Origin of the sequence: Clostridium sp. UMB9555A (assembly GCF_030222355.1) — a bacterium.
Lineage (GTDB): Bacteria > Bacillota > Clostridia > Clostridiales > Clostridiaceae > Sarcina > Sarcina perfringens.
In genome coordinates, this window is the sequence record NZ_JASORQ010000002.1 from 622,652 (window position 1) to 648,577 (window position 25,926).

Annotated in this window: 30 protein-coding genes and 1 tRNA gene; all 31 read right to left on the minus strand. The window is 28.7% G+C overall.

The annotated features are described in order from the left end of the window. Positions 1-4 precede the first annotated feature (4 nt). The 31 genes from QP548_RS08120 to QP548_RS08270 all read right to left on the minus strand — a co-directional run bounded on the left by QP548_RS08120 (position 5) and on the right by QP548_RS08270 (position 25,923). Positions 5-5,200, minus strand: a complete 5,196-nt coding sequence (locus QP548_RS08120; RefSeq protein WP_061427028.1) for a hypothetical protein — start codon at positions 5,198-5,200, stop codon at positions 5-7. Between the two features lie 35 nt (positions 5,201-5,235). Then, a complete protein-coding gene (locus QP548_RS08125; RefSeq protein WP_061427026.1) occupies positions 5,236-5,616 on the minus strand; it encodes a DUF1617 family protein in 381 nt (126 codons plus the stop codon). Between the two features lie 65 nt (positions 5,617-5,681). Continuing rightward, entirely contained in the window at positions 5,682-5,948 is a 267-nt protein-coding gene (locus tag QP548_RS08130) for a hypothetical protein (RefSeq protein WP_003460286.1), read from the minus strand. Positions 5,949-5,970: 22 nt separating this feature from the next. Further along, entirely contained in the window at positions 5,971-6,324 is a 354-nt protein-coding gene (locus tag QP548_RS08135; RefSeq protein ID WP_061427024.1) for a DUF6711 family protein, read from the minus strand. A gap of 3 nt (positions 6,325-6,327) precedes the next feature. Further along, positions 6,328-9,540, minus strand: a complete 3,213-nt coding sequence (locus QP548_RS08140) for a hypothetical protein (RefSeq protein WP_061427022.1) — start codon at positions 9,538-9,540, stop codon at positions 6,328-6,330. A 40-nt stretch (positions 9,541-9,580) separates the two neighbouring features. Then, on the minus strand, positions 9,581-9,943 hold the full coding sequence (locus tag QP548_RS08145) for a Gp15 family bacteriophage protein (RefSeq protein WP_057231075.1): 363 nt from the start codon (positions 9,941-9,943) through the stop codon (positions 9,581-9,583). Then, positions 9,903-10,271, minus strand: coding sequence for a hypothetical protein (locus QP548_RS08150; RefSeq protein ID WP_003460275.1), 369 nt, complete (start codon positions 10,269-10,271; stop codon positions 9,903-9,905). Before QP548_RS08150 ends, QP548_RS08145 begins: the two co-directional genes overlap by 41 nt. 12 nt (positions 10,272-10,283) lie before the next feature. Further along, complete coding sequence (locus QP548_RS08155; RefSeq protein WP_061427020.1) at positions 10,284-10,742, minus strand: phage tail tube protein; 459 nt, start codon at positions 10,740-10,742, stop codon at positions 10,284-10,286. Positions 10,743-10,751: 9 nt separating this feature from the next. Beyond that, positions 10,752-11,138: a phage tail terminator protein gene (locus tag QP548_RS08160; protein ID WP_061427018.1), complete on the minus strand. Its 387-nt coding sequence runs from the start codon at positions 11,136-11,138 to the stop codon at positions 10,752-10,754. After that, complete coding sequence (locus tag QP548_RS08165) at positions 11,138-11,521, minus strand: hypothetical protein (protein WP_061427016.1); 384 nt, start codon at positions 11,519-11,521, stop codon at positions 11,138-11,140. Before QP548_RS08165 ends, QP548_RS08160 begins: the two co-directional genes overlap by 1 nt. Beyond that, positions 11,521-11,847 carry a hypothetical protein gene (locus QP548_RS08170; RefSeq protein ID WP_061427014.1) on the minus strand — a complete coding sequence of 109 codons (327 nt, stop codon included), beginning with the start codon at positions 11,845-11,847 and terminating at the stop codon, positions 11,521-11,523. The genes QP548_RS08165 and QP548_RS08170 overlap by 1 nt, the downstream gene beginning before the upstream one ends. A gap of 2 nt (positions 11,848-11,849) precedes the next feature. Continuing rightward, a complete protein-coding gene (locus QP548_RS08175) occupies positions 11,850-12,212 on the minus strand; it encodes a hypothetical protein (RefSeq protein WP_061427012.1) in 363 nt (120 codons plus the stop codon). Positions 12,213-12,247: 35 nt separating this feature from the next. Next, entirely contained in the window at positions 12,248-12,517 is a 270-nt protein-coding gene (locus tag QP548_RS08180) for a hypothetical protein (protein ID WP_003460293.1), read from the minus strand. Between the two features lie 16 nt (positions 12,518-12,533). Continuing rightward, on the minus strand, positions 12,534-13,439 hold the full coding sequence (locus QP548_RS08185) for a hypothetical protein (RefSeq protein ID WP_061427010.1): 906 nt from the start codon (positions 13,437-13,439) through the stop codon (positions 12,534-12,536). 23 nt (positions 13,440-13,462) lie between these two features. Then, a complete protein-coding gene (locus QP548_RS08190) occupies positions 13,463-14,071 on the minus strand; it encodes a hypothetical protein (RefSeq protein WP_061427008.1) in 609 nt (202 codons plus the stop codon). A 213-nt stretch (positions 14,072-14,284) separates the two neighbouring features. Next, positions 14,285-14,551 carry a hypothetical protein gene (locus QP548_RS08195; protein ID WP_061427006.1) on the minus strand — a complete coding sequence of 89 codons (267 nt, stop codon included), beginning with the start codon at positions 14,549-14,551 and terminating at the stop codon, positions 14,285-14,287. A 49-nt stretch (positions 14,552-14,600) separates the two neighbouring features. Next, complete coding sequence (locus tag QP548_RS08200) at positions 14,601-15,803, minus strand: phage minor capsid protein (protein ID WP_061427004.1); 1,203 nt, start codon at positions 15,801-15,803, stop codon at positions 14,601-14,603. Beyond that, positions 15,787-17,307: a hypothetical protein gene (locus QP548_RS08205; protein WP_061427002.1), complete on the minus strand. Its 1,521-nt coding sequence runs from the start codon at positions 17,305-17,307 to the stop codon at positions 15,787-15,789. Before QP548_RS08205 ends, QP548_RS08200 begins: the two co-directional genes overlap by 17 nt. 46 nt (positions 17,308-17,353) lie before the next feature. Continuing rightward, the gene (locus QP548_RS08210) at positions 17,354-18,127 is read right to left on the minus strand and encodes a hypothetical protein (protein ID WP_061427000.1); all 774 of its coding nucleotides are present in this window, start codon (positions 18,125-18,127) and stop codon (positions 17,354-17,356) included. 56 nt (positions 18,128-18,183) lie between these two features. Then, the gene (locus QP548_RS08215; protein WP_081109934.1) at positions 18,184-19,548 is read right to left on the minus strand and encodes a terminase large subunit domain-containing protein; all 1,365 of its coding nucleotides are present in this window, start codon (positions 19,546-19,548) and stop codon (positions 18,184-18,186) included. Next, positions 19,541-20,062 carry a terminase small subunit gene (locus tag QP548_RS08220; RefSeq protein WP_061426998.1) on the minus strand — a complete coding sequence of 174 codons (522 nt, stop codon included), beginning with the start codon at positions 20,060-20,062 and terminating at the stop codon, positions 19,541-19,543. The genes QP548_RS08215 and QP548_RS08220 overlap by 8 nt, the downstream gene beginning before the upstream one ends. A gap of 56 nt (positions 20,063-20,118) precedes the next feature. Continuing rightward, a complete protein-coding gene (locus QP548_RS08225) occupies positions 20,119-21,075 on the minus strand; it encodes a DUF4062 domain-containing protein (RefSeq protein ID WP_061426996.1) in 957 nt (318 codons plus the stop codon). A 258-nt stretch (positions 21,076-21,333) separates the two neighbouring features. Next, positions 21,334-21,798 carry a hypothetical protein gene (locus QP548_RS08230; RefSeq protein WP_061426994.1) on the minus strand — a complete coding sequence of 155 codons (465 nt, stop codon included), beginning with the start codon at positions 21,796-21,798 and terminating at the stop codon, positions 21,334-21,336. Between the two features lie 14 nt (positions 21,799-21,812). Continuing rightward, positions 21,813-22,469 carry a hypothetical protein gene (locus QP548_RS08235; RefSeq protein WP_139312216.1) on the minus strand — a complete coding sequence of 219 codons (657 nt, stop codon included), beginning with the start codon at positions 22,467-22,469 and terminating at the stop codon, positions 21,813-21,815. Between the two features lie 423 nt (positions 22,470-22,892). Then, positions 22,893-22,968 (minus strand) — tRNA-Asn (locus QP548_RS08240). A 309-nt stretch (positions 22,969-23,277) separates the two neighbouring features. Next, positions 23,278-23,751, minus strand: coding sequence for a DUF722 domain-containing protein (locus QP548_RS08245; protein ID WP_061426990.1), 474 nt, complete (start codon positions 23,749-23,751; stop codon positions 23,278-23,280). Positions 23,752-23,761: 10 nt separating this feature from the next. Next, a complete protein-coding gene (locus QP548_RS08250) occupies positions 23,762-23,944 on the minus strand; it encodes a hypothetical protein (protein ID WP_061426988.1) in 183 nt (60 codons plus the stop codon). A 2-nt stretch (positions 23,945-23,946) separates the two neighbouring features. Beyond that, positions 23,947-24,135 (minus strand): hypothetical protein, encoded by a 189-nt coding sequence (locus tag QP548_RS08255; protein WP_061426986.1) that lies wholly within the window; start codon positions 24,133-24,135, stop codon positions 23,947-23,949. 102 nt (positions 24,136-24,237) lie between these two features. Continuing rightward, positions 24,238-24,723, minus strand: a complete 486-nt coding sequence (locus QP548_RS08260; RefSeq protein WP_061426984.1) for a hypothetical protein — start codon at positions 24,721-24,723, stop codon at positions 24,238-24,240. Positions 24,724-25,038: 315 nt separating this feature from the next. Beyond that, on the minus strand, positions 25,039-25,212 hold the full coding sequence (locus QP548_RS08265) for a hypothetical protein (protein WP_164790466.1): 174 nt from the start codon (positions 25,210-25,212) through the stop codon (positions 25,039-25,041). Continuing rightward, complete coding sequence (locus tag QP548_RS08270) at positions 25,213-25,923, minus strand: GntR family transcriptional regulator (RefSeq protein ID WP_075808075.1); 711 nt, start codon at positions 25,921-25,923, stop codon at positions 25,213-25,215. Positions 25,924-25,926: the final 3 nt, after the last annotated feature.

The following is a 25,926-nucleotide window of genomic DNA, read 5'->3' on the forward strand; positions in this document are numbered from 1 at the left end:
TTCTCTATAACCCTGCTAATTTCGCATCTATTCTATCTAGTCTATTAAGTATAGTTACTGTATCAAAAGCACTTCGATACAATTCTATATACTCTACACGACCTGTTTTTGTATTTGTTATTTGTAGATAATTTCTTCCATCAGTTCCTCTATAAAATGCAATTTCATCTATCATATCAGAAGAAGATTCATTGTCTTTAATCCCATACTTTGAGTGTAATAAAGGAACTCTCCACCCGTTAGCATATGGCGACATCATCCACGCTTCTCTACACCTAAAATATTCTAGGTATGATTCTCCATTGTTTACTGTAAGAACACCATTTTGCTTACCAGTTCCATTAAGAGCTATCATAGTTCTACCTTCTATTGTTCCTGAAGTTATGTGTGCATTATTTATAGTAGTAACATTAGTACTTCCTAAATCTCCAACTGTAACATAACCTTGTAAATTTATTCTACTAGCATTGATTTTCACAGATTCGGCACTTTGATTAATAGTTGATATTATATCTCTTCCATTAACCTTTTTAGAAACTTCTGTATTTATTCCTTCTACTGTTTGAGTTATTGCTGAGCTAAATTTAGAAAAATCTAAAGGATTAGATTTATAAGGTGTTGCAAATTCCCCTTCTTCTAATTGTAGATTACAAACCCAAACTCTTCCTACTGAACCACCATAATTATAAAAACTTACATCTGTTTCTGTAGCTCCTGAAGGTAGTTTAAATTGAAATACTCTTTTTTGCCAGCTATGTTTATTTACTGAAGAATCAAATAAAGTTATATATTTAGTTGCTCCATTTAGTTTATAGTAAATTCCTACCCACCAACGACTTATATCATCTGTATATTCTTCAAAACTTAATGTATATGTTACTTCTGTTTTCAATGTAGCTCTTTGCCAAAAGGTTCCTTCTGTACCAATTCTATTATTTTGGATCATAACTCCTACATAATCTTTCTCCTGGTACTTATCAAGTCCAACATATTGATTCTTATTCCAGTTGTAAAAGTTATTTAAGAATTCTGTATTAATTAATAAATTTGTACTACCATACTTAATATGACTATCTATTTTTTCTAATTTAGTACTTATACTATTTTTTAAAATGTTAAGTTCTGAATTTGTACTGTTAATACTAAATTCTAAAGAACTTGTCTTACTTTCAGTAGAAGAAACTCGATTAGTTATACCACTTAAACTTGTTTCTATACTTGCTACTTTACTGTTAATACTGACTATTTCTTCCTTACTAGCCTTACCATTAATGTTAATTTCTAAAGTTTGTGTTTTACTTTCTGTAGCACTTACTCTCTGTGTAATTCCATCTAAACTGGCTTTTATAGTTGCAACTCTATTATTAACTTCTGCAACTTCTTGTTTAGATGCTTTTCCACCTAATGTAGTTTCTATAGAATGTGTTTTACTTTCAGTAGAACTTATTCTTTGAGTTATACTGTCTAAATTAGTTTCTATTATTGCCACCTTATTCTTAGCTGTTGACATTTCAGTTTTTAATACATTAACTGATTCATCATTTTCAGTTATATCAAAAACAGTTGCATAAGCTATATGCCAAATTATTGGATTGCTAGATGTTGGAGTTCCCCCTCCATCTAATGCAAAGAAACTGGTACTAGAAAAACTTCCTGTATCACCACATTTTAATAAATGTATATACTCTTCCCACTTACCTGTTCCATTTACTGATGTTAACCATTTAGAACTCCCATTATTCCCTGTTGAATTTGAATACCACCCTATTCTTAATCCAACTGGAATTTTAGCAATAATTTTCGTTACAAATATTGCATTTGCTCTAGTCATATTTCCAAAATAAAATCCACCATGGTTAGGACTTGCACTTCCAACAGTTTTTACTTCTATACAATATTGTGAATCAGTTGGACATCCATTTATTTTAGAAATTCTTGAAGTTGTTACTGTTCCATTTCCATTGTTATTGTAAGTTTTAATATTGTTAGAACTATTTTTAAATGTCGGATCACTAAATAACATTTTACCTAAGCTCATGGCACTAGCTAAATCTTTAGCGTTATTAGCTAAATTATCTACAACATTTATCTTATTAATTAACTCTGTTTTTGTTTTATCTATGTCTGATTGTTCAACTTTAAAAGCAATTTTATTTTTTAATATATCAATATTACTTTCTACGTTATGCACTTTATTATTAACTGTTGTTATTTCTGCATTAACAAAAGCTTTAGCACTATTTAAAGCATTATTAGCTTTATTAGTTGCATCTGTACTTGCTGCATTAATTGCATCTTGTTTAGCTTTATCTGCTCTTGCTATAGCCGTATCAAGATTTTCCTGTGCTTGTTGTATTCTCTTTCTTTCTTCTTCTGTAATCTTGCCATCAGCTGAAGCTATAGCTTGTTCTCTTGCAAGATTAGCTTTTACTATAGCTATATCTGTAGCAAAACTTTTAGCTACAGCTAAATTAGAATTTATTTTACTTATTAAATCTCTATTTATATTACTTACATTAGTTGTAATACTTTGAGTTGTAGAATTTAAATCTTGAACACTAGCTTTTATACTATTATTTTCTTGTGTAAGTTTACTTTCTACTGTAGATATTTTATCTGTTACTGTTTTTATATTGTCTATAATTAGCTTGTCAGCGTCTTCTGGAGCCTCTGTATAATCACTAGCCAATTCTCCTAATTCTATTTTTACATTTCTAACTTCAGTAAATAGTCCACTTCCATAAGTACCATAAAAACTTAAATCACACCACTTTTGTTTTTCATCATTAAGTGTAAACTTTCCAGTAGCTTTTATTCTTGTCCATTCTGTAGTTACATCTCTCTCAACCCAAAATCCTACAGAATATCCACCAAGAGAATAAAATCTAATTTTCCCAACTTTATTAGCTTTTACATCTGCTGATATTGTAATTTTTTTATTTAAATATTTTTCTACAACAGAAGTTATTGAAATTCCTACATATTCATTAGAGCTTTTAAATGGACCTTTACTTTTTAAAAATAGATTTCTTCCACCAAACTCAATATTTTGAATAGATTTATCTATATCTGATTGAGATACTTTACTTTCTATCTGATCTTTTAGAATATTTATCTCGCTAGTGTTTTTATTCAAATGAGTATTAACATTAGTAATTTCTGAATTAACAAAAGCTTTAGCATTATTAAGAGCTTCATTAGCTTTACTATCAGCATGAGAATTAGAACTATTTATAGCTTCTTCCTTAGCTCTATTAATATTATTATTTATAGTAGTTGTACTCTGAGTAAAAGTTTGTGAATCTACTTTAAACTTTAATGCATTATCTAAAGCGGTTAAGGAAGCTTTTTGACTAGATAGTTCTTTGCTATGCTCTGTAATAGTATTATTTTGTGTAGATAATTCTACATCTAAAGTTCTATCACCTACAGTAACCTTAGTACCCTTAATAGTTTCAGTACCATTATTGTTTACTTCTCTAATAACACTATTTATATCTAGCTTATTACCACTTATATTAGCGTTGTCAGCTACTTTATTATTATCTATAGCTCCATTAGTTATCCCTGCATTATGAACTCCGTCTGAATCAAGCATTATGGTTTTACCATCTTTACCTCTGATAAGTAGTCCATAATCTGTAGTACTATCTATTTTCCTATACTCTCCTAATATAACTCTATTAACATTATTTCTATTAATAAGAATTTGATTTCCTACAATTTCTATGGTTCCATCTGCACTAACAATTCTATGTTTGCTAGTTGTTATATCTCCAACTTTTAACTTATTTACAGATAAAGAACTTATTTCTGCATCTCCTATAGCTCCCTCTGCTATTATTCCCGAACCAGCTGTTATTGCTCCTGTCGCTATATTTTCTGCTGTAAGATTTTTATTAAGTGCATTTTCTATACTAGCTGTTTTAGATTCTAATACATTTATTTTTCCAACTGCTGAGTTTAAATCTGTTATATTAGCTTTACCAATTATAGCTTGTTGTAAATCTGCTCTTACAGAATTTAATTCGATAATATTAGCTTTTTGAGAATTTAAAGTAACTATATCTGCTCTTATAGCTGTTAAATCCTCTGTATATAACCTCTGTATTTTAGCATCAACAGCTGTTAAATCATTTATACTAGCCTTATCTATTAAAGCCTTTTTTATATTTGCTTGTTCAATAGAATATCTCTCCATTGATTGAGCAACTGATCCTTTATTATCAAAGCTAGAATCTTGTCTAGTTTTTCCTTTAGCCTTTACTTCTGATGAAATACCATTCTTATAGGTAAACTTTTGCTCCATTATTAAAGCATTATATTTATTCCCATTTAAATCAGTTAAATTTAATATATCTCCAGCCATTATAGCTGGGTTACCTTTCCACTTAGCTGTATATGGTATATATTTAAACCCATTATATTTAGTATATATATCACTTAAAATTTCTTTAGTTATTATTGGATTATTGAATACAATTTTATTTCCATCATCTGTACCAGTACTTAATTCTTCTTCACCTTTTTTTGCTATTACTTTTTTTATAATACACTCATTAGCTTCAATATCTAATTTAAATAAATTATGAGGTGTCATTTCCTGCTTTACTACCTCATAATCTCTAACTTCTAAGTCACCTATCCTATTAAATCTAGCAAATGAACCACAAAGGGAAGCTATAAATCCTATAGCTTCCCTTAATGAATATCCCTCTATTTTATTAACTCTATAATTAGGTAATTTACTGGCTAAATTAACGCCTGCCTTTTTACATATTTCTTTAGTAATATCGTTTATATCTGCTGGATAAGATAAATCTGAAAAATATACTTTTTCTAATCCTAGCATATTATCTACACACTCAAGATTTATAAACTTTCCTTTTACACTAGTCTTAATTACAGTAAATACACCTAAAGGGATATATTCTATATCATCTCCTATATACAATCCTACATATGGTTTTACAATAGCATTATCAAATATATCTCCTGTATTAATTAGTTTTATATCGAAACTGTTAGAACAAATTGATCCTATAGAAAAACTATCACTAGGATTAACTGATTCCTCTAAATTCATTTCATATATTTGATTTCCACTATATTCTTTATCTCTTATAATAACCTTAGCATTAAATTTTCTTCCTTGTAACTTATTTATTTCTTTATTAAATGCTTCTGATACTTTAAACAAATACTAACCCCCTTTCTTAAAGATTAATATTTATATTATTCCTCTATCATAAAGTCAATACACATTAACTCTCCTGGACTCATTTCATAACCATTTAATAATTCAATATTAAATTTATGTATATCCATTTCAACTTCAATTTCTTTTAATTCATTAATTTCTTTATTAAAATACTCTAATCTTTCTGGATCAATATCATAATTTCCCTCTGTTATTTTTAGAGTTCCATCATCTTCTTTTAAACAATATTCTTCTATTAATTTTTGCCTTTCTTTATTATAGTGTTTTAATTCTCTTTCAACTTTAGATATATTCTTGCCTATAGCATAAGAAACTTTAACTGGTAACTTTCTTGAACTTATTTCTCCTAATACATTAACTTTTTCTAATATTTCTTTATTTGTCATTTTAACCATTTTGAACACCTCTTTTTTTAAAAATTTTATTAAAAAAGAGCCTACATTTTGTAAGCTCTTATAAACTAAAGTATAAAACAATTTAAGCTTTTGCCAACTTCCGTAGCCTTTGTTCTAAATTTTTGAACCTCAGCTTGAACTAATTGAGAATTTGCTAAGAACAACTCCATATTAGTAGGATATGTTTGAATATTTGCGATAGTATTTTGAGTTAAACTACAACTCATTGTTAATACTGTTTGCTTCATTCCATCCTTTTCTATATTTACTGTTCCATTTAAGTTAGTAGATTCTGTTATTGTGCTTGTTACTTTTATATTTTCTTCTGACATTTCAATTCCTTCTTTCTTTTATTTATATTTCTATTAAATTCATAGACAGACCTTGCCATACATTCTTATTAAAATCAACAGCTGGTGTACTTCTATCTCCTACATAAAAATTTTTAGTTGTAACTCCTTCCATTGGATCAGGATAAGTAACTGGAAACTCTGTTCCACTTACTGATTGTAATATTGTTTTAATCTCATTAGATGTTAAAGGCCCCCATTCACACTCAAGTTTTCTAGTAACTCTTATCCTATCTCTAAGCATTATACCTAATAAATTTCTTCCTGTATTTTCTCCATCTAAATCCATTATGTTAACCTTAAAACTCTTTGGAGAAGCAACTGCTACTCCATTTATATTAATTCCTATAGTTGCCACCTCCTAAAGATTTAATAATTGCTCTCCAGCTTGTCTATTCACTTTATTTATAGCTTCTATTGCAATTCTACCTAAATCAGTATCTTTTATTCTTAATATTAAATCACCACTCTCTTGAGGTCCTGAATTATTATAGCTATTATCTTTTTTATTCTTCATCGCTTCTAAAATAGCTTCTATTATAACTTCTTTTATTTTTTCTATGAACTCTGGATCATTAATACTCTTCTTTTCATTACTATTAATATTTTGACCTAACATTGTTAAATCAGGTTGTTTTAATGCATTATTAGAAAGTAATAACATATTATTAATTCTTTCTGAAAGTTTAATAGCAAGTAAATTTAATCCACCAGTATTATTTTCTAGTGGTACTACTGCCTCTGTTCCAGCCTCTCCTATTACGGCTTGTGTTGGTTTATCTACTATACCTCCTTTAGCCAAATAAGGCATTTTAGCTATGTTAACTCCAAAGTGCTTACCACCAATACCAGGGATCCAATCTGGAGTAGTAAAACTAATTTTGTTTAAACCATCTATAGCCATATTAATTAGCCCAATAACGGAGTTTAGAGGCGCTTTAATTACAGAACCTAATCCACTCATTATACCTTTGAAAACATCTACAACACCATGCCAAGCTCTGCTCCAGTTTCCAGTAAATACTCCGGTTACAAAGTCTATTATTCCACCAAATATTTTTTTGATAGATTGAAAAACATTATCTACATTTTTTAAGAAAAGATTTAATAGATTCCCTAATACTCCAAAACAATTTGACCAATCTGTTTTGAAAACATTCCTTAACCATTCTTTAAAGCTATTAAATATGTCTTTTATTTTTCCCCATATTTCTATAGCTTTAGCTTTTACAAAGTCCCAATTTTTATATAAAGCTACTCCAATAGCTATTATTGCTGTTATAGCAACTATTGCAATTCCTATTGGACTTGTTAAAAATGCTATTGCTCCACCTAGTAATGTTGTTGCTGTAGTACTTATTTTTGCTACAGTTGTCCAAATTGTTTGAGCTATTGTCCATAAAGTTAATGCTCCTTTAACTATTAGTATAGAAGCACCAAGACTTCCTAAAACAATAATAATTGTATCTAATACTGGCTTTCCACTACCCATTAACCAATTTATTAATTTGCTAAACGCATCTAAAACAATTCCTAATATATCTGCTAATTTAGCTAGAACTGGAGCTATCATGTTTACAAACCAATTAACCATAGGAGCAACAAAATTAGTATAAATATACCCAGCTAATTCAAATATTTTTGCACCTAGCCTTATAAATCCCTGGAATAAATGACTACCTCCATTATCCCAAACATAAATTAATTTTTGAGTTAAATTTTCTAATACTCCTGATGTTGCATTTAATATTTGCATGAATGTAGTTGCTAATCCAGGACCAATTTCTCCCCAAACTTGCCTTAAAGAATCTCCCATATGCTTAATTAATGTAAGTGCATTTAAAAGAGCATTTGCTAAAGATTGAACTATAGCTGTTCCTATTCCTCCAGCATTCCAAGCATCTGCAAATGTAATTGCTATATCTCCAACTATATTAAATATGTTTTGTAAAATTTGTAGAATAACTACAAGTATTTTTTCTCCCGTTCCATTAGTCCATACTTCTAAAAAACTAATACCTATAGCTTTTATAAGCTCCCAAACTCCATGTAATGCATATTTAATACTTGCAATTGTTGCAGCTCCTTCTCTTGCCCATGCATTTTTAAAAGGTTGAAATATTTTAGATATAATGTCTTTTAGCTTTTCTACCATAGCATTTATTTTTTGCATTGCTACACTTGTTGGACTTAAATCTATATCTGGAGCAACCATTGGTATCGGATCTATTCCTCCACCACCGCCTCCTCCTTTTGGAGCCTTTGGAGCTTTATCAGAATCATCTGGAATACTTAATTTATTTATTTCATCAAATCCAGCTAAGGACCTTTGTATTTTCTTTTTTGTCTTTTCTGCCGAATCTCCTATTTTATCTACTGCTCCAGATGTTTTTTTACCTTGCTTTTCCATATTCTTCATTGAAGCTATAGAAGCATTCATACTTTTAGCAGAACCAAAACTAGCTTGATATGTTTTACCAAATATAGCACTTATAAAAGCTGCAATATATGCGGTTACTGTTGCTAATGCACTCATAAGAGCATTAAGTGCTGGTAGAACTGCTTGATAGATTGGCATAAATGCAACCATAAGATTAGTTCTAATTTGTGCTAAACTGTTTGCAAACTGAGCATTAGTCATTAAAGCACTTCCTATATAACTAGCAACAGTATTTATCCCCTTCATTACTAAAGGGAATACTATTCCCCACCTAAACATACTATCAATAAACATCCCTGTTGCACTTCTAGCACCATTCATATTTTCTCTATATCGTCTAGTAGAGTTATTAGCATTTCTTAAATTTCTATTTGTTCTACTTGTAGTATTTTCAAGCCTCTTCATACTATTACTTGCTTCATTTAATCCTAAAGTAGAATTCTTAGCTGAATTACCTAATTTCTCAAACTGCCTATCTAAATCAGCTAATTTAAACCCTGTTGCATCAGATTTAGCTATAAGTTTATTTATAACAGCTTCTGTTTTTAATATTTGCTCCTGTAATTTGTTTTTTCTAGCTTGATTAAACGTAGAATTATAAGCAGCCTTCAATCCTGATAATTTTTCTTGTTGCTGCTCTATTGATCTATTAGTTATCTCTAAACTATTAGAAAGATTTTCAATCTTAGATTTTATAGATTCTAAATCTCCAACATTACTTTTTGGTGATCCTCTTCTACTTATTGGTTGCGTTGCTACCTTGCTACTAGGCATTGCAATATTACTAACTGGAGAAAACTGAATAGGAATTTTTATTTCTTTAGATTTAGCTATTATACTTCTTATAGCATCTAAAGCTTTTGATTTTATTTCTTCTATTGTCTTAAGAATATTAGCTTTACTTTTCTCAACACTAGATTTTATAGTTTCATCAATATTATTCATTCCTTTATTTAAAGATTCAGAAATTCCTTTTGTTATTGAATTAAAATCAAATTTTCCTGTTATTCCTTCTAGCGACTTACTTATTTGACTACCTATAGCACTAGCCATCTTTTCTATTTGTTTTCCTATATCACCATCTTGTATCTCTAAATCAAGACCAATTTTCCCTACTGAATCTGCATCTGCCATTACCTCACCACCTTTCTTAAAATAAAAAAGACATTTAGTTTTAACTAAACGCCTTTTTAAGAATTTCTTGTATTTCTTTTATTTGTTCCTCTTTTTCTTCATCTGTCATTTGCTCTACTTGTCTACTTCTCCATTCATTACGAATCCTATGTTGTTCTTCTGTAAAGTTCTTAAGCATATTTTCATCTTCTTCACTTCTTATTGAAACAATTTGACCTAGTGGTGTTTTAGGCATTATTCCACTAAGCAATGTACAGAATTCATCCCAAGTCATATCCGATTCATTTCTTAATCTAATTCCGTATTGAGCTGTAAAAGAAGCTTCTATAAGCTCCCAATCTTCAAATAAATCATACCATTGATTATTCTTTACTTTCTTGAAATCGCTTTGCCTCTTTCTCACTCATTTCTTCAATTTCTTCTAATTCAACATTAGATATAGCAGCCATTATTACATTTATTATTGCATTATATGCTGACATGCTCCATTCATCACCTTTACTATCTATATATTCAAAAGCTTCTTTACCTAGGGAAGCTTTTATTATTTTATTAATAAGCTCCATCTCATCCTGTTTTTTATCATCTTTTTTCTTATTTTCTTTAACTAATGATTGAATATATATAGCATTATTCTTCGTATTATTAATTTTGTATTCGTGATCTTCATCTATCTTTACTGTTGGTTTTACATTAACTAACTTATTCATTATGTCATATACTTTTGCCATTGTTTATACCCCCTAATGTCCTAAGCTTGATGGTGCTGCTGTATATTCTGGTTTTCCGTCACCTTTTAAGTCAAATTCTAACGGAGCAACCTTTGTACTATCATCTCCACCTACATTTTTAACATCAATTACACAATTAAATGTAAGCTTAGCCCCATCTGGGAACTCTATTTCTCCTTTTGTACTACAATCTAATCCATCCTTCCATGCAGTTGCTGCAACATAATCATTTCCTGGATCACCTACATTTCTTTTGCCTTTTAAAGATATTGAGAAACTTTTTCCTGTCATTAAACTTCTTGCCCAACCTGCTGTATCCATTGGTGTCCAATCTTCTACCTTACCATCAATCTTTATACCAAAGTTCTCCATATCAGCTATAGTCTGCATATCTTGAGATTGACTTGCTTTTCCTTTTGTTCCTATCTTAAATTTAAGATTATATACTGGAAAAACTCCTGTAAATGCCATAATTATTCACTACCTTTCATGTATTATATTTACTTCTATTACATATTCATATATGTTATTTTTATCTGTTCCAACTCCTATAGGTTCAGTAGTTATCATTTTAAAATCTATAACTCTTTTCCCACCTATAACAGCATCTTGTCCAAATAAACCATTAAATACTTCTTGAGCTTTTTGTTCTGCTATATTAGCATTTTTACCCCAATGTATTAGTATAGAAATAGCCTTAGTAGAATAGCTTGTATTTTCTAATCCACCTAAGGCTATATTATTTCTTGGTCCTCTTATACTATAGATACCTATACATTGCTCTTTAGTTGCATCTATCTTTCCTATATACCATTGAGGACATTTTATTTTAGTTTTTAAATATTCTCTTACTTCACTTAGCAACATTATTTAATCAATCCTTTGCTAAACATTTTTAAGAATTTAAAATAAGTATCTGTCACAAATTCTTTATTATCTCCATCAATATAAGATTGCATCCATTTACCTTGTGCATTTATATTCTTATCATGCCTAAAGTTATATTCCGGATGCCAGTACAACCTTCTCGCATATGGTGTATCAAAAATTATGGATGTTACTCCAGAATCTATTCTTGATAGATCAACAAAACCACTTCTTTCAAGTTCTCCAGTATCCTTAGGAACTACAGCACTTGTTTTAATATCACTTAATATAGCCTCTGTAGTTTCTTCTAAAGCTTTATTCCTAGCATTTATTAAAGTGTTTATCTTAGTTCTATCTAATTTTATTGTTACTTTAGCTTTCATTATATAAGCTCCAATTCAGTACTAAAAACAGAACCGTCTGGATTTCTTGGTCTTGATGACTTAAATATATCTTTTTTTATTTCTCCAATCTCTATATATCCTTCAATTAACTTATTAGGATAAATATCACCCTCAATAATAACTTTTCCACTTAATGTTACAAGCTTACGTTCTGAATCAAGGGTTTGTCTGCTCTTTTCATTATAATTACATAATCCATCATAAATTAAGGTTGGTTCAGGCTCTCCATCATCATTAATAAATGTTTGATAGACTTTTATTGGAGTATTCAATATCCACTTAGGAAACGGTAACTTAACCCCCATAACTATAACCTCCTACTATTTAAACCAGTTTGAGATATATAATTGATAACTTCTTTAGTTGTAGTTATCCCATTTACAATACTTCCATTAAAACTAACAGATGTACTCCCTGCTGAATAACCACTTAAAGGCATATTAATAAACTCACCATATTGCTCTATAAATTCAGCTTGTAAACAAACTGCTTTTTTTATTTTATCTTGTTGAAATGGAGATAAATTTTCAAATCCTATTCCTATTATTCTGTTATAGGTTAAAACATCTATTTGATCCGCTGCTCTTTCTAATCTATTTTCTAAAGTATCATCATTAATGATATTACCTTTGAAATTATCTTTATAATATGAAATATCTACATAAGACATATACTCACATCCTTATAAAGAAAAAGAAGCCTTAACTAAGACTTCTTTAACTCTTTATTTTCTGCTTTAAGCTTTTTATTTTCTTCTTTTAATTTCTCATTTTCTTGCTTTAAAGTATAGTTTTCATCTTTTAATGGATCTAATTCATCTTTTAACTTTATATATTCCTCATAAGAAATAGATTTCCCTGCTCCACGTTCTATAACTTCCCCTTCATCATTAACTATGTCATATCCTTGTTGTTTATAAAAGTTCTGTTCAGATTCAGTTATTGTATAAACTTTATTTTCTTTAATAGCCTTCATATATTATTACTCCTTTCTAGCCCTCTACCTCTGCATTAATAGCTATACCACATGCTTTATTTTTTATTAAGAAAGTATCTCCATACTCCCTAGTCTGATACACATATTTATCAGCTGTTCTTGAATCAGTACCAGGAGTAAACAACTTCATATAAGCATATTTACTTCTAGTTACTTGGCAAGATGGATGTATAAGGATCATATTGATTTGTTTTGCATCACCTGCTGGAACACATCCATTAGTGAAATCATACTTTGTTTTCATTCTTGATGATGGTACTTTTTTGATTGTAACATCATCTAAAGAATATACTCTTCTATCTATCTTTCCATTATTACTATTAACATCTAAGCTTCTTTGGATATTTTGTGCATTCTTAATTATTTTGTTCACTGCTGGTGTAACATAAAGGATTCTTCCTTCTGATGGTACTCCCTCATCATCCATTTTCTCCATCTTTTCATCAAACCAATCTAATACATTTTCTGTAGTCAAAGTTGTATTGTCTATAACAGCTCCATTTGATTTATATGTTTTAGCCTCTGCGTAAAGCTTAGAGTATCTATAAGAATCTCTCTCTGGAATAGCTTGTTCTGTTTCAAATACATTCTGAACATTTGCTACTTCTAAAGTTAAATTAGTTTCATCTATATCCATAGGATCTAAAGCAAATTCTATATCTCTGTCATGAGCTAATTTTTTTGGTTCCCATTCATTAGATATTGTTCCTGTATTGAAACCCATATTACCTCTATTGTGATCCTTGTATCCACTTACTGTTATATTAGGTAATTTAATAGTTTGTGCATTAATGAATTTAACTTGTGGATTAGATTTCTCTAAATCATAAGAAGTTAATTCTCTAGCATACTTTTGTTGTAATTCTCTTTCAAATTGTTCAGCATAACTATATACTGCCATTTATATCACTCCTAATCTTTTTATTATTTATTTCCAAAGGCTCTTGCTAGTGCATCTTCAACATTTCCTTTTTGTTTTCCACCATCAGCACCTATTTTAAAGCCTTTGTTTTCATCTTGTTGCTGCACTCCTTTAAAGCTTGGATATTTTTCTAAAACTTTATCTACTGCTTGATCCATAGTAACATCATCACTTATCATAGCTTTAGCTAATATAACAACATCATCAACGTTATCAGCTAAAACACCTTTGGATAAGCAAGTTACTTTAGCCTCTAATGTATTAGCTCTCTCTGCTTCTGCTTTGGCCTTAGCTTCTGCATTAGTTAAAGCTTCACTTTGCTTTTCTGCTTCTGTCTTTTGACTTTCTTTCCACTCTTGATAAGCCTTAAGTTCTTCTTTAGATAGTTGGCCTTTCTTTTCTCTTGCTATCCTATCCTTAATCATCCTATTTACTTCTTCTTGAGTAAAAGTCTTTTCTTCTTTTGGATTAGTTTCTTCTGTTCCCTCACCTTCTCCATCCAAATTATTAGTTGAATTAGGTTCTGAACCTGCACCTCCATTACCTGCTCCATCATCTTGTGCTAGTTTCATACCTAATCTTTTTCTTAAATTAAAATTTGATATAGACATAAATACCTCCATTTATAGCCTATCGGCTGTTAATTCCATGCACAGTTTAAAGTCTTAAGCAAGTTTTGGACAAAATAAAAAAGCCTTATTTCTAAGACTTTTTTATTATATAAATGTTAGTTTTCATCTTCACTTCTTAAATAATTATAACCTTTGCATTATTTAATTAATTATAATTTTTTTATAATTAAGATTACATTGCATTAAATTTATTTATTCTGAATCTCCAACTCTTATTGTGCCTTTATTAATTCCATCTATTATTATTTGATACCCATCACACTGTTTCTGTATATTATCCAAAAGTTCCTTTTCTGAGTCAATTGCTTTTTTAACATATGCATTATAAATATCTAAACCACATTTTTTATAAAAATCCAATCTTTCTTCTATTCTTTTTTCTGTTTGAATTTTCATCTTCTTTCTATCCTCAAGCATCTCCTCCATATATTTAATTATTTCCTCTTTTTTAGAATTCATCAAATCACCTCTTACATATTCTACCAAATAATTAAGTCAAATTCAATATTTAATTATCTTTAATTAACTCATCTATATTTCTCATATATTGATTTAATTTTGTTACATAATATTTTTTATTTTCTTCATCACAAGTACCGACCTCAAATCTTTTCCACTTTCTTATTTGCCTTTCTAATGCTCTTTGTTTTTGCTCTGCTTCATATGTTTTAATAGCTTCTTTCCCATCTGGAACTACTGGCAATCTTGTTATACCAGGAAAGTACGTTGCTAATGTATGCCTACAGTTAGGATGTAAGAATCCTTTTCCTACAGCCTCACTTAACAATGGATAATCTCCATCCTCTTTAGTACCATGAGAAAATATATCATCAATTAATACTTTTCCTTGCCATGGTTCACACATTTTACAAGTATTAGCATGAGCCGTAACAACTACTAAATGTATTCCATATTCATCTCTTTTCTTTCCTTCACCTAAAAATGTAGCTCTTTGGCTTGCTGTTCTTAAACACATCTCTGCATAACTAGCAATATTAACTTGTTTACCATCTTTATAAGTTATACTATTTATACCTTTCTCAAGAAAATCCCTAGTAGCCATATCTATAGCTTGCTTAATAGTTTTAGTACCACTTTGTAAATACACATGAGTTTTAAATATAGTTTGTCTATATAAATCGTCCATCTTTCTTAAGACTGACATTTGAGCTTTCTTTAAATCATTTGTAACAGTTTCTTGCAATGCATTAAGTTTCTTTTCATTAACACCAAAGAAGTTTTCTTCAACTTGTGGTGTAGCCTTTTTACCTAATTCTTTAGCAATATACTCTCTAACTGTTTGATGTTCTTTTATATCCTCTGGAAACTGTATCTTTACTTCATCTATTAACTTTTCTGTATTTTCTTGACCTTTAGTAAACTTCCCTTGAATCTCTCTGTTTATAGCTTCTTGGATAGGCTTGTTATATTCCTCAACTATATTCTTATTTCTCTTTCTATACTTTTCAATTTCTCTAAGCTTAGTTTTTTGCCATTGCTCCCATTGAAATCCTTCTTTACTCTGCTCGGCTTGGTGAAAATAAAAAGCCCTATGCATACTAGAAATTAAATCAAGCTCCATTTGCTCGAATATATTTCTAATATCATAAGACTTATCTCTTTCTTTTTTAGCACTTTCTTTTATTTTATTTTCAGTAATTCCTCTAAGTATATCAGCTAGTAATTGTATATCCTTATCCCTCTTGTCCATCTGTTTCAACCTCATTATCATCAGTATATGACATATCATAATCATCTACTGTCTTAGGTTCTTCAGCCACAAGGTAGCCATTCTGTTCCTTTATTCTTTGTATCTCTTCTTTCTTTTCTTCATCTGTCCATGTATCTCCATACATTTCCTCAATACATTGCTCTATAGACATTACTCCATAGGTTTTAGCTTTCCCTACAGTTTCTACTACTGTATCAAAGCTAGGACTTGCATATTCTCCAAATACAATACTTACTTCATATTCTCCAGTATTCTTTTTATTTAATACATCATTGGTCTTTAAGATTATATTAACTAACTCTGGTATAACCTCTGTTAATATATCAACCATTTTTCCTCTAGTATATAGAGTAGTCTTTTCTTTCTCCCTTTGAGCTTCTGCATTATCTGTTTTCTTAAGGTCTATACCTAATGTGCTAGGACTTATTATTCCTTGTAAACACATATCAATAGCATTTGAATAACTCTCAACATAAGCCTCATAATTTATATTAGCTTGTTTCATATCTATCTCATTTTTTGCGTCTTCTGCAAGGCTAGAACCTACTTTTAAGAATCTATTATCAAATGGATTAGGTTTCATTAAGTTACCATTAATATCTTTTGGAACTAAATCCTCTGGTATATACTTTTGAACTCTTCCATCTCTTATGGCATCTATCCATTGAGATATAACTTCATCTAATGCATCAAAGGCATCTGATTTATTATCAAATATACTCTTCCCTCTTCCTTCAAACTTAGGAGATTTAAAGAACATTAATGGTATTGCCATTATAAAATCATCTTTATATGTTACATCTGCAAGTTCTCTAGTTTCATAAAGTGTATTTAAAGAAACCTCATTACCATTACTATCATATAAATTATAGTTGATATATCCTTTTCCATAAGTTTCACTTAATTTATATTGTCTATTATTTTTAGTATAAAAAGTATAGAACTTTATTTCTTTTAATCTTCCTCTTTGAGTTATATATTCAACCTTATCACCATCGAAAAACTCTATTATTGGATATTTGCTTATCTCTGTATCTATAGATAGTTTAAAAGCTCCATCACCACTAACTAATGTAGTAGCAATTATATCACCTAACAGATCATCAAACTTATTATCTTTTCTTATTTCTTCCCATAATGTATTATCAGCCTCTCCTGTAACCTCTATACTATCTAAGTCAGCTACAACTATATCACTTAACTTATCAGCTATCATTGCAGGTAATCCACTATGTATTTTTCTTATACTTAAATCTTCACTTGGAACAGCACTCCAAAACCTAGCTTTATTTACTGGATCACTTGATATATTTTTAAAGAATTGGTCCAGTTCGTATGGTTCTCCCCTATACCAAAGCTTATTTCTAATTACATTAGTTTCAAATGTATAAGCTTCTTGTATAGTAATAGGATTAGTTAATGCTGGTTGAACATTTAAATATTTAATTGCTGCTTTAGTTAACATACTCTTAAACCACCCCATTTCTATTCCTCCTTATAAAAAAATAAACCGATAAAAAATTATCGGTTTATTTTCTACTCTTACTTAAAGATAATAAATCATACATCATATTTCTATGCTTATCATTTAAATAATCAAAATTATTATTGTATAGACTTATTATAATATTTGCCCAAACTTCTCCACTAGTTTCTATTGCAATACCATTTACCATTAGCCCTGGTCTTAACATACTTATTATTGGATTATGTCTTACTATATCTTCATTTATTCTTAAATTACATCCTAATATGTCTTCATTTATTATTAATAATTTACGCACACTTTCTTCATTTTCTATTTCCCCTAAAATTTTATATATATTCTCTTCTAAATTATCAGTATTAATTTCAGGGAAATTACGATAAATTATAGACTCAATCTCATATCTAGTACGAGTTTGAGTAGCTTCTTCAGTATTTATTCTATAATAATTATTATTTAAATTTTCAATTAAATAATATATTAAATAATGCTTTATTTTAAAATAAACTAGATTAGCAGGACCTACTATTTCTTTATTATATTCTGTCGTAACTTGTTGTTTAGTTAATTTATATAATAAAAAACTAACTAATAATGATGTTAATATACTAACTAATGTAAATATTGATTCAAAAACTGTTGAATAATTTGGCATTATATCAGTAGTAACACTATACTCACCTTTTAGAAATTGCATGCCAATAGGTATTAAATTTACAAATGCTATAATTAAATATATAACGCTCAATAAAATTATTCCTATTAAAATTGATACTGTTAAATTTTTTAAAATTCCTTTTTCTTTTATTTTATTCAAAATACTCCCTCCATTCAGATATAAGTTTACAATAAATACATAATTAAAGGAAGTATCTATATGGTATAATCTCCTATCATTTTTCTAAAAGGTATCCATGCATACTGACTAGAGTTAATTGTATGGTCATTTGCATCCTCTGGCTCATACTTATCTTCTTTCCATGAATAGCACTCTAATTCCCTTATATGCTCTTTACAAGTATCTAAGACATAATAAAATATTTCACTATTAGCATTAATCCAACCAAGCATTAAATGTATTCTATCCAATATAGTTACTTTCTTATAAGAGTTAATAAAGTTATACATACACGGATTAGTTCTTTTAAACTTCTTAAGCTCCATTATAGTTGCTTGGTCTGCTGAATCTACAAATACATCTCTAGCAAATCCCCATTCTTTTCTATTCTTTTCTAAGAACTTAAAATATTTAGGAGCTATATCACTAGGAGCTAATGGAGTTTCTAAGTCTTTATTGTTATATACCTCTTCATCTAATACAAATAACTCTTTCTTATTTGTAATACCTAAGAAAGTAAATGCAAAAGTATCTGGACTATTTTGAGAATATGCTGTATCTAATCCTGCTGTAAATTGAACAAACTTTAATTTCTTTTCTTTTATTTGTTTAATAACATAATCTTTAGATAATACATTGTTCTTTCTTTCAAAATTACTGAATATAAGGCCTGTTGCTCTACCTCTTAAACCTAGTATCTTATTCTTATATAGCTTAGTTCCTTTAGGAGCACTCGTCTTTTTCTTTTCAATAGCTTCATCACTTAATGATGCATTATCATAGAAAGTAAAAAACCAGTAGGTCCAATTAGGTTTCTCTTCTGAATTGAGTTCCCCTAATATTTCTACTGGTACATCTTTCTTATATTTTTCTAATGGCCTACAACAATTAATAAACTCTGAATATATAGGTAAGTTAGGATCATCTGGATTAAGTGTCATCATGAGATAATCATTTCTAGTACATATCTCTCTAACAAATTCGATACTAGCTGTGTTAACCTCATCTATAAGTACACAACCAAATTGAGAACCTAAGGCCATCTTCCATTTATCTACGTTATCATAACCTAGTATGTATATTATTTTCTCACCATTAGGCGTTATATATCTTATATGAGGTATTTTATTATCTTTATCACCATTACCATTGTATTTAACTAAGTCACCAAATACATCAGTAATCCCATATTCCTTTTGTATTAAGTTTTTTTCAGCAACTCCAGTTGTTTTAGCAGCAATAACATGCATTTTCTTAGGAGATTCTGCAACCATTAGCATAAACTTTAATATTCCTACTGTAGTTTTTCCTGCTGCTGTTGTTCCCTCCAATGCTTCTACTGGTGCTCTATGCTTTAAAAAAGATAAATATTTATCTGATAACTTGTATTCATCACTCATTATCATCACCCTTTAATTGGCTTAATATCGAATCTAGCTTTTTAGTATTATTAATGTTAGCCTTTATATTTACATTTTCCTTAAACATACCTAGATGCTTACCAATAAGTTCTAAAGCTTTTAACTTATCATTAAGCTTAACTTCTCTTTCAAACATATCTCCATTTTCTGATTGCATACTTTTAACCTTAACTGATTGAATGGCTGCTAAATCATCTACACTGGCATCTTCTTGTATTGAAGCTTTATTAAAATCAATAACATTTTTAGGATTAACAAATCCTATTCTTGCCAATTCTTGAAGTACCCTATCAGCATTTATTCCAGTTCTTTTCGACCTTTCTGCCATTGCTTGATCTATACATGTGCGAATGTTGGGTTTTGCTAGGTTTTCACATCCAATATCCCTTGCACTTTTTGTACTATAACCTGCTCTAATTGCCGCTTGTGTGGCATTAAGGTCAATTAAATATTCTTCTACAAATTTTTGCTGTTTTTCAGTTAATTTTGCCACAATGCCACTACCTTTCTATATAAAATAAAAAGAACTCATAAGAGCTCTTTATTAAATTACTTTTTTTGAGTTTTATTTGAAAGAAGAAAATTTTTCCCTTTATTTGTTAGTTTTAAAAAACTACCATTTTGTTCTATAATATTTAATGCTATAAGTTGCATTTTTATTCTATTATAGTTATATTCACTTATTGTTAATATTCCATTTTTATCAAAAGTTTTTGATATCAAAGTTTCCTCTAAATATGATTTTAGCTCGCTATCTATTTTACTTGTAAATAAACCTGGACCTATTATTCCTATAATTTCATCCCATGTTATATCTAACTCTTCTTCATATTCATATCCATCTTCCGGCTCTACACGAATTAGTAATTTAAATATATCATTATATTCTGCCAGCTCATTTGTTGCAACACAACATTCGTTTTCATATTCATTTATTGACTTCCTCAATCTTTCATTTTCAATTCTTAAATCATTAATTTGATTTAATAAATTTTCATTATTAGCAATATTCCCTCTAACCCAACCAGTTCTAGGGTGTGTCTTAAATGCTTTTGATAAACTACTATGAACTTCATACTTAAGTTCTTTAGAATCTCCCCAATACTTAGCTAACCTATTTTTCATTGCTTTTTCAATAAAATTCTTAAGCTTTTTCATTTTTTCTTCACTACCATCGGTTTTACTTAATGGTATATTCTCTAAATCTTTTTTTACAAATACTAATACTGGTATCCCTTTTTCCTTAGCATAATCAAATTCTTTTTCTGTATAACTCTTTCCATCATCAGCTAGTGAACCATATCTTCCAGCTATTATAAGAACATAATAATCACTAGCATCTATAATAGTCTTTATATATTCAAACTGCTCACTATCATTTGCAGGAAACATCTCCATTCCTGCTGGAAAACAATCTAAATCCATTATAGATTCCATTATAGCTTTTCTTTCATCTTGTAAATCTGCAAATGTGGAACTTATAAATACTTGATATCTCTTTTCCATTAAATCACCTCATAATACATTATAAGGTAATTATTTTATAAATTTCAAATATATTAAATAAATTTATTTATATGTTGGTTAATTATTTTTTGGTGTAATCTTCACAACAACACCACCTGTCTATATAAATAAAAATAGAGCTTTCAATCGAAAACTCTATCTATAAAATCAAATTATTTTTCTAAATATAAAATATCTAAAAGATGCTTATATAGTCTATAAACTTCTTGTATTTTTATTTCTTACCTATTATAAAAACTAAAATGTTAAGTTTTCTTTAGATATACTATATAAAGTATTAATTATTTCTTTCATTTTTTCAGATTGTAATATAAACTTAAGTATTGCTATAAATTCATTCTCATTACTTATAGTTATTTGACTTTGGTTAGGATCTTTACCCAAACTCATAATTTGAGATCTTATGCTTTTCTTAATTGTTTCGTCAATTTTTAATTGTAATGGATAAGAAATTAAATCATAATGAATTGAAAATGCTTTAAAAGAATAATTTTCTAAGTACTTACTTTTTATTAAAAAAGCAAAATTAAATTTATAAAACCTTCCTGAAGTTATATTTACAATCTCATTACCATGAGATTGAGCCAATTCTGCATAAATAAAATTATTAGATATAGTTTTCAATTGCTTAATTGAAGTATCTAATATAGAATTTGGAGTATTAATTAATGTCGGTTTAAAATCTCCCCATAAATTTTCCATAATAATATTCCTCCTTAACTGATAGTAAAAAATATAGGTAAATGATCACTTATTTTTTTGTTAGGTCTTTTATTTTTTTCTTTAATCAAGCTAATATTTTTTGTTTCTGTTATTATTTTTAATGAACTCGACTTAAAGAAATCAATTATTTCTGGTCTAATTATAACTTGATCAAACATATTCCAATAGTATGATTCTTGTCCCGAATTGGAATAATAATATGTCCCTGGAACACCTTCATTATCTCCAAATAGATTCCACATTGGATTATAAAACATTTTATGTTCTCTCTTTCCAATTTTCCTTTGTTGTCTACTGGCAACTATTTTACACGATAAAGCATGAGCGCATCTCGCTGTTATCATAGGTGATTCAAAAGGATTTAGATTAAAATCGCCTAAAATAATACTATTGTTACATCCACATTTTTCTTCATCACTCTCTAAATCACTTATTAAATCATTTATTTTAAACAATAAATCTGTATTATTAGCGTTCAATTTGCTTGGCAAATGTACAATAGCCATTAAAAGATTTTGCAAATTAGGATTTTTATGCGGGATTCTCAATATCACATAATGACTATCATCACTAAATCTTTTAATAAAACTAGATTTATATTTAGTTAGTAAAGTTATTCTTTCACAAACAATCATTTGAAAGTTATACATATCTATATTCTCTTTATCTAAACTATAAATTAAAGAGTTAATATCATCATTATATTCCGCAAGCGCAACAATATCACAAGAATTTTCAATAATAATGTCTTTTAAAATATTATTCACATTTTTTTTATTAGTATTCCAAAATAAAAAATTCATATATTCAACCCATTTCTAATATGTACACACAATGCATTAAAAATTTTTTATTCACTTTAAAATATATGATAATTCAAATTTAGTAATAATGCACTTTTATTTCTTAATTTTATGTTCTATATTTTTCATTTTCTTCTGCTTATAAAATCCAAGAAAATTATACCATATTTTATATAAAATAAAAAGAACCTAGCCTAAACTAAATTCTTTAAAACACATCATCTTCTGTAATCCCTTCCAGAGAATACTTTAATTTTATCATAATTTTAATGGTGGAGATAGAGAGACTTGAACTCTCGACAAATAGATTAACAGTCTACCGCTCTACCAACTAAGCTATATCTCCATAAAGCAGGAACTTAATCCTGCAGTAAGGGAAATAAGATTTTTAAATAAGAACTTTTAAATTAGCAATTGTGATTAAAAATTTATAAAAGAGGAAGGTAAAGGAGTTGCACCTTTATTAACACTCTTCCTTCCACGATGCAAGGCTTTTACACCTTACTTTCCGTTTGCTCATAGTTAAATTTTAATTCACATATCAAAGGAGGTTTTAAATGAAACCCATCCAAAAGGTTCATTAGCACAATTACATAATAACATAATAAAAAGGGGGTATGGTGGGTATTAAACGGGTATAAATAGGGGGTATATTTTATATAATAAAACTTTCTTGAACTCCTGGATTATAGAAAACAAAATCTGCAATTTGCTTTATAACTTTAGGTCTTAATTCTTTTCTGCAATAATCCTTATTATACTTTAAATGTCTAGCAACTGTTCCCCAACTAACTTTTGGTTGATTGATATATCTTAATTTAACTAAATCCTTCTCCTCTTTTGTTCCAAGAGTTTGTATAGCTAAATCTATTCTTCTCTTTAATCTAACCTTATAATCTAAATCTCTCTTAAGATAGAATAGATTTTTCTCTTTTCTTATTACTTCATCTTCAACCATGCTGCTAAACTTATTTGTTGGACCACTCTTTTCATTATATCCTATAGCTCCACAACCAGTATAAGATTCTTGAATATCTTTAATTTCTGATTCTATTAACTTTATTTCTGTTTCTAATGTATTATAATTTCTAAGTAAATTTTCTGTCTTTTTAAATAATGTTTTATCCATTTGCTCCTCCTTATAAATATCTCTTCACATAATCAAAGTTCTTAGTTACTCTGCATTTATCTCTATCTTTCTTATCATAAAAATGTATTTTATATACTTCTCCACACTTGATAATCTCATATTCCTTTGTCTTTTTGATTACCTTGTTCTGAAGTATATCAAATGCACTAATTTGACCTTGTAATACTTCCATGTTTAACACCTCTCCGTATCCTTCTTATAAACTCCATAGAACGTTTTATCTATTAAGACAATATAACTATCCTCTTTCTCCATAAAAACCTCATGAATGCTATTTTTAGTTAATAGAGGATGAAGCCTTGTCCAATCCTCAACTAACTTTATTTTAGGTTTATCAAAGAAACTTATTTGTTTATTTATCATATATATCACTTCTCTTAACCTCTAAATTTATATAAAAAATACCGCATATTCATTATTGAATGATACGGTATTTTCATCTTATTATTTAATTATCATAATGATTTATTTTTTCCCAATTAACATTGACTTGATTATTTTTTCTTCTTCCTCAATATATTTATCTATCAAATTCCATATTTCAAGTCTATTTTTATTATCACTATTAATATAATTTATTTGCTTCGTAGTATCGTTGCATTCTAATGCACTAGCAACAAGAGTTACTAATTTATTGCAATTATCTCTTAGATCATCTTTAAATTTATTTTCATAATTTAAATTTATCCAAACGCCTACTTTATAATTTAGTATTTCATGAAAAAGAATGCTCTCTTCTTTTAATAAATTTTCATATTCCACTTGTCGATAAACCTCAAGAATACCGATAATATTTTTAAATAATTCTTGTTGCTTTCTTCTATTTTCAGCAACCATAATACTTATTTCTCTATCTATTTTCTTTTGTTTTGAATCCCAAAAAAATTTTACTATAATCATTCCAAATGTGCCTATTGAAACACCTGCTGTTACCATTGATAAAATATCCATAAGTCCACCTCAATTCCTTTAATATATATTATCAAAATAACTAACAATAATATAGACTTTTATAAAAATCAAGTGATTTTATACCGTATTATTCGATTTTAAAAGAGCATTTTTATTCATATTTTATTAATTTAATTCAAATTCCACTCTTTCTTCATCTTCCGTATAGCTCTTACAGAACCTTCTAAGTATCTTCCATCTTGCTCCTGGTAACACTCTCTTACTAACTTTTCATATTGAACAGTATCTTTAGGAGTAAAGGCTAACCTCTACACACTCTAGGTCTAGCCTTTCCTCTTATCTTTCCTGTAACTACTACCACCTATATCCTCCAAATCTAACATTCCATTTCTTTCTTCCACTTATTTCTCTAACTTTTAAATAAGCAGCTACTTCTCTATTTCTTTCTATTTTTCTTTTAGCTAAATCTCTATAGGGCTTTAATGCTAGTTCATGTACTGAATAAACTTCTAGTAAATTAACTTTCACTTAAATCACCTCTATTTTTTTATGAGTTTGAATTTCTAGTGTTGGAACATACTTCTCAATAGCTCCTCTAGAAAAATCATTCTCTGGCTTAATTTTTATAACTCCATCATCTTCTTTAATATCTGCATTGTTAAAGAAAGTTCTATAACATGCATCTGTTAAATAATTAGCTAATAATTCATGAGTAGGAGAAGGATAGAAGCGAGGAGGAGTTGAAGTTGATACTTTTTCTTCTTTCTCATTCTTTTCATTATTCTCATTCTTTTCATTATTGTTTGTGTATACCTCATGGTTTTTTTGTGGTATACAATATGGTTTTTCTATGGTTTCTTTATGGTATACGCTATGGTTTTTTTGTGGTTTTTTTATGGTTTTTTCACCTTCTAAAAAATCTTGATAATCGTTGTAATTACTTACTTTCAAGGTGGTACCCTTTTTTGATTTTTTAAGTTCAATCATTTGTTCACTTTCAAGTAACTTTAAAAACTTTCTTACTGTTGTTTTTGATACACCCCATCTTTCGGCTAATTTTAACTCTGATGTGTGATGTTCCCCTCTCTCAACTTCCATTAATTCATTCCCTAATAGGAATTTATTTTCCTTATGGTTAGCTAGAAGAAGAATGTCTAACCACCATTTTAACTTTTGTGGATCTTGCCATATCCAATGTTCTTGAATATTTCTATAAAGCTTTATCCATCCTTCTGCCATAAC

What these genes read in the sequence shown, in the direction of transcription:
- QP548_RS08125 (WP_061427026.1), bottom strand. Translation starts at nt 5,616, where the DNA reads ATGGTTAAAATGACAAATAAAGAAATATTAGAAAAAGTTAATGTATTA.
- QP548_RS08130 (WP_003460286.1), bottom strand. Translation starts at nt 5,948, where the DNA reads ATGTCAGAAGAAAATATAAAAGTAACAAGCACAATAACAGAATCTACT.
- QP548_RS08140 (WP_061427022.1), bottom strand. Translation starts at nt 9,540, where the DNA reads ATGGCAGATGCAGATTCAGTAGGGAAAATTGGTCTTGATTTAGAGATA.
- QP548_RS08150 (WP_003460275.1), bottom strand. Translation starts at nt 10,271, where the DNA reads ATGGCAAAAGTATATGACATAATGAATAAGTTAGTTAATGTAAAACCA.
- QP548_RS08155 (WP_061427020.1), bottom strand. Translation starts at nt 10,742, where the DNA reads ATGGCATTTACAGGAGTTTTTCCAGTATATAATCTTAAATTTAAGATA.
- QP548_RS08160 (WP_061427018.1), bottom strand. Translation starts at nt 11,138, where the DNA reads ATGTTGCTAAGTGAAGTAAGAGAATATTTAAAAACTAAAATAAAATGT.
- QP548_RS08165 (WP_061427016.1), bottom strand. Translation starts at nt 11,521, where the DNA reads ATGAAAGCTAAAGTAACAATAAAATTAGATAGAACTAAGATAAACACT.
- QP548_RS08170 (WP_061427014.1), bottom strand. Translation starts at nt 11,847, where the DNA reads ATGGGGGTTAAGTTACCGTTTCCTAAGTGGATATTGAATACTCCAATA.
- QP548_RS08175 (WP_061427012.1), bottom strand. Translation starts at nt 12,212, where the DNA reads ATGTCTTATGTAGATATTTCATATTATAAAGATAATTTCAAAGGTAAT.
- QP548_RS08180 (WP_003460293.1), bottom strand. Translation starts at nt 12,517, where the DNA reads ATGAAGGCTATTAAAGAAAATAAAGTTTATACAATAACTGAATCTGAA.
- QP548_RS08185 (WP_061427010.1), bottom strand. Translation starts at nt 13,439, where the DNA reads ATGGCAGTATATAGTTATGCTGAACAATTTGAAAGAGAATTACAACAA.
- QP548_RS08190 (WP_061427008.1), bottom strand. Translation starts at nt 14,071, where the DNA reads ATGTCTATATCAAATTTTAATTTAAGAAAAAGATTAGGTATGAAACTA.
- QP548_RS08195 (WP_061427006.1), bottom strand. Translation starts at nt 14,551, where the DNA reads ATGAATTCTAAAAAAGAGGAAATAATTAAATATATGGAGGAGATGCTT.
- QP548_RS08200 (WP_061427004.1), bottom strand. Translation starts at nt 15,803, where the DNA reads ATGGACAAGAGGGATAAGGATATACAATTACTAGCTGATATACTTAGA.
- QP548_RS08205 (WP_061427002.1), bottom strand. Translation starts at nt 17,307, where the DNA reads ATGGGGTGGTTTAAGAGTATGTTAACTAAAGCAGCAATTAAATATTTA.
- QP548_RS08215 (WP_081109934.1), bottom strand. Translation starts at nt 19,548, where the DNA reads ATGAGTGATGAATACAAGTTATCAGATAAATATTTATCTTTTTTAAAG.
- QP548_RS08225 (WP_061426996.1), bottom strand. Translation starts at nt 21,075, where the DNA reads ATGGAAAAGAGATATCAAGTATTTATAAGTTCCACATTTGCAGATTTA.
- QP548_RS08230 (WP_061426994.1), bottom strand. Translation starts at nt 21,798, where the DNA reads ATGGAAAATTTATGGGGAGATTTTAAACCGACATTAATTAATACTCCA.
- QP548_RS08235 (WP_139312216.1), bottom strand. Translation starts at nt 22,469, where the DNA reads ATGTATAACTTTCAAATGATTGTTTGTGAAAGAATAACTTTACTAACT.
- QP548_RS08245 (WP_061426990.1), bottom strand. Translation starts at nt 23,751, where the DNA reads ATGGATAAAACATTATTTAAAAAGACAGAAAATTTACTTAGAAATTAT.
- QP548_RS08250 (WP_061426988.1), bottom strand. Translation starts at nt 23,944, where the DNA reads ATGGAAGTATTACAAGGTCAAATTAGTGCATTTGATATACTTCAGAAC.
- QP548_RS08255 (WP_061426986.1), bottom strand. Translation starts at nt 24,135, where the DNA reads ATGATAAATAAACAAATAAGTTTCTTTGATAAACCTAAAATAAAGTTA.
- QP548_RS08260 (WP_061426984.1), bottom strand. Translation starts at nt 24,723, where the DNA reads ATGGATATTTTATCAATGGTAACAGCAGGTGTTTCAATAGGCACATTT.
- QP548_RS08270 (WP_075808075.1), bottom strand. Translation starts at nt 25,923, where the DNA reads ATGGCAGAAGGATGGATAAAGCTTTATAGAAATATTCAAGAACATTGG.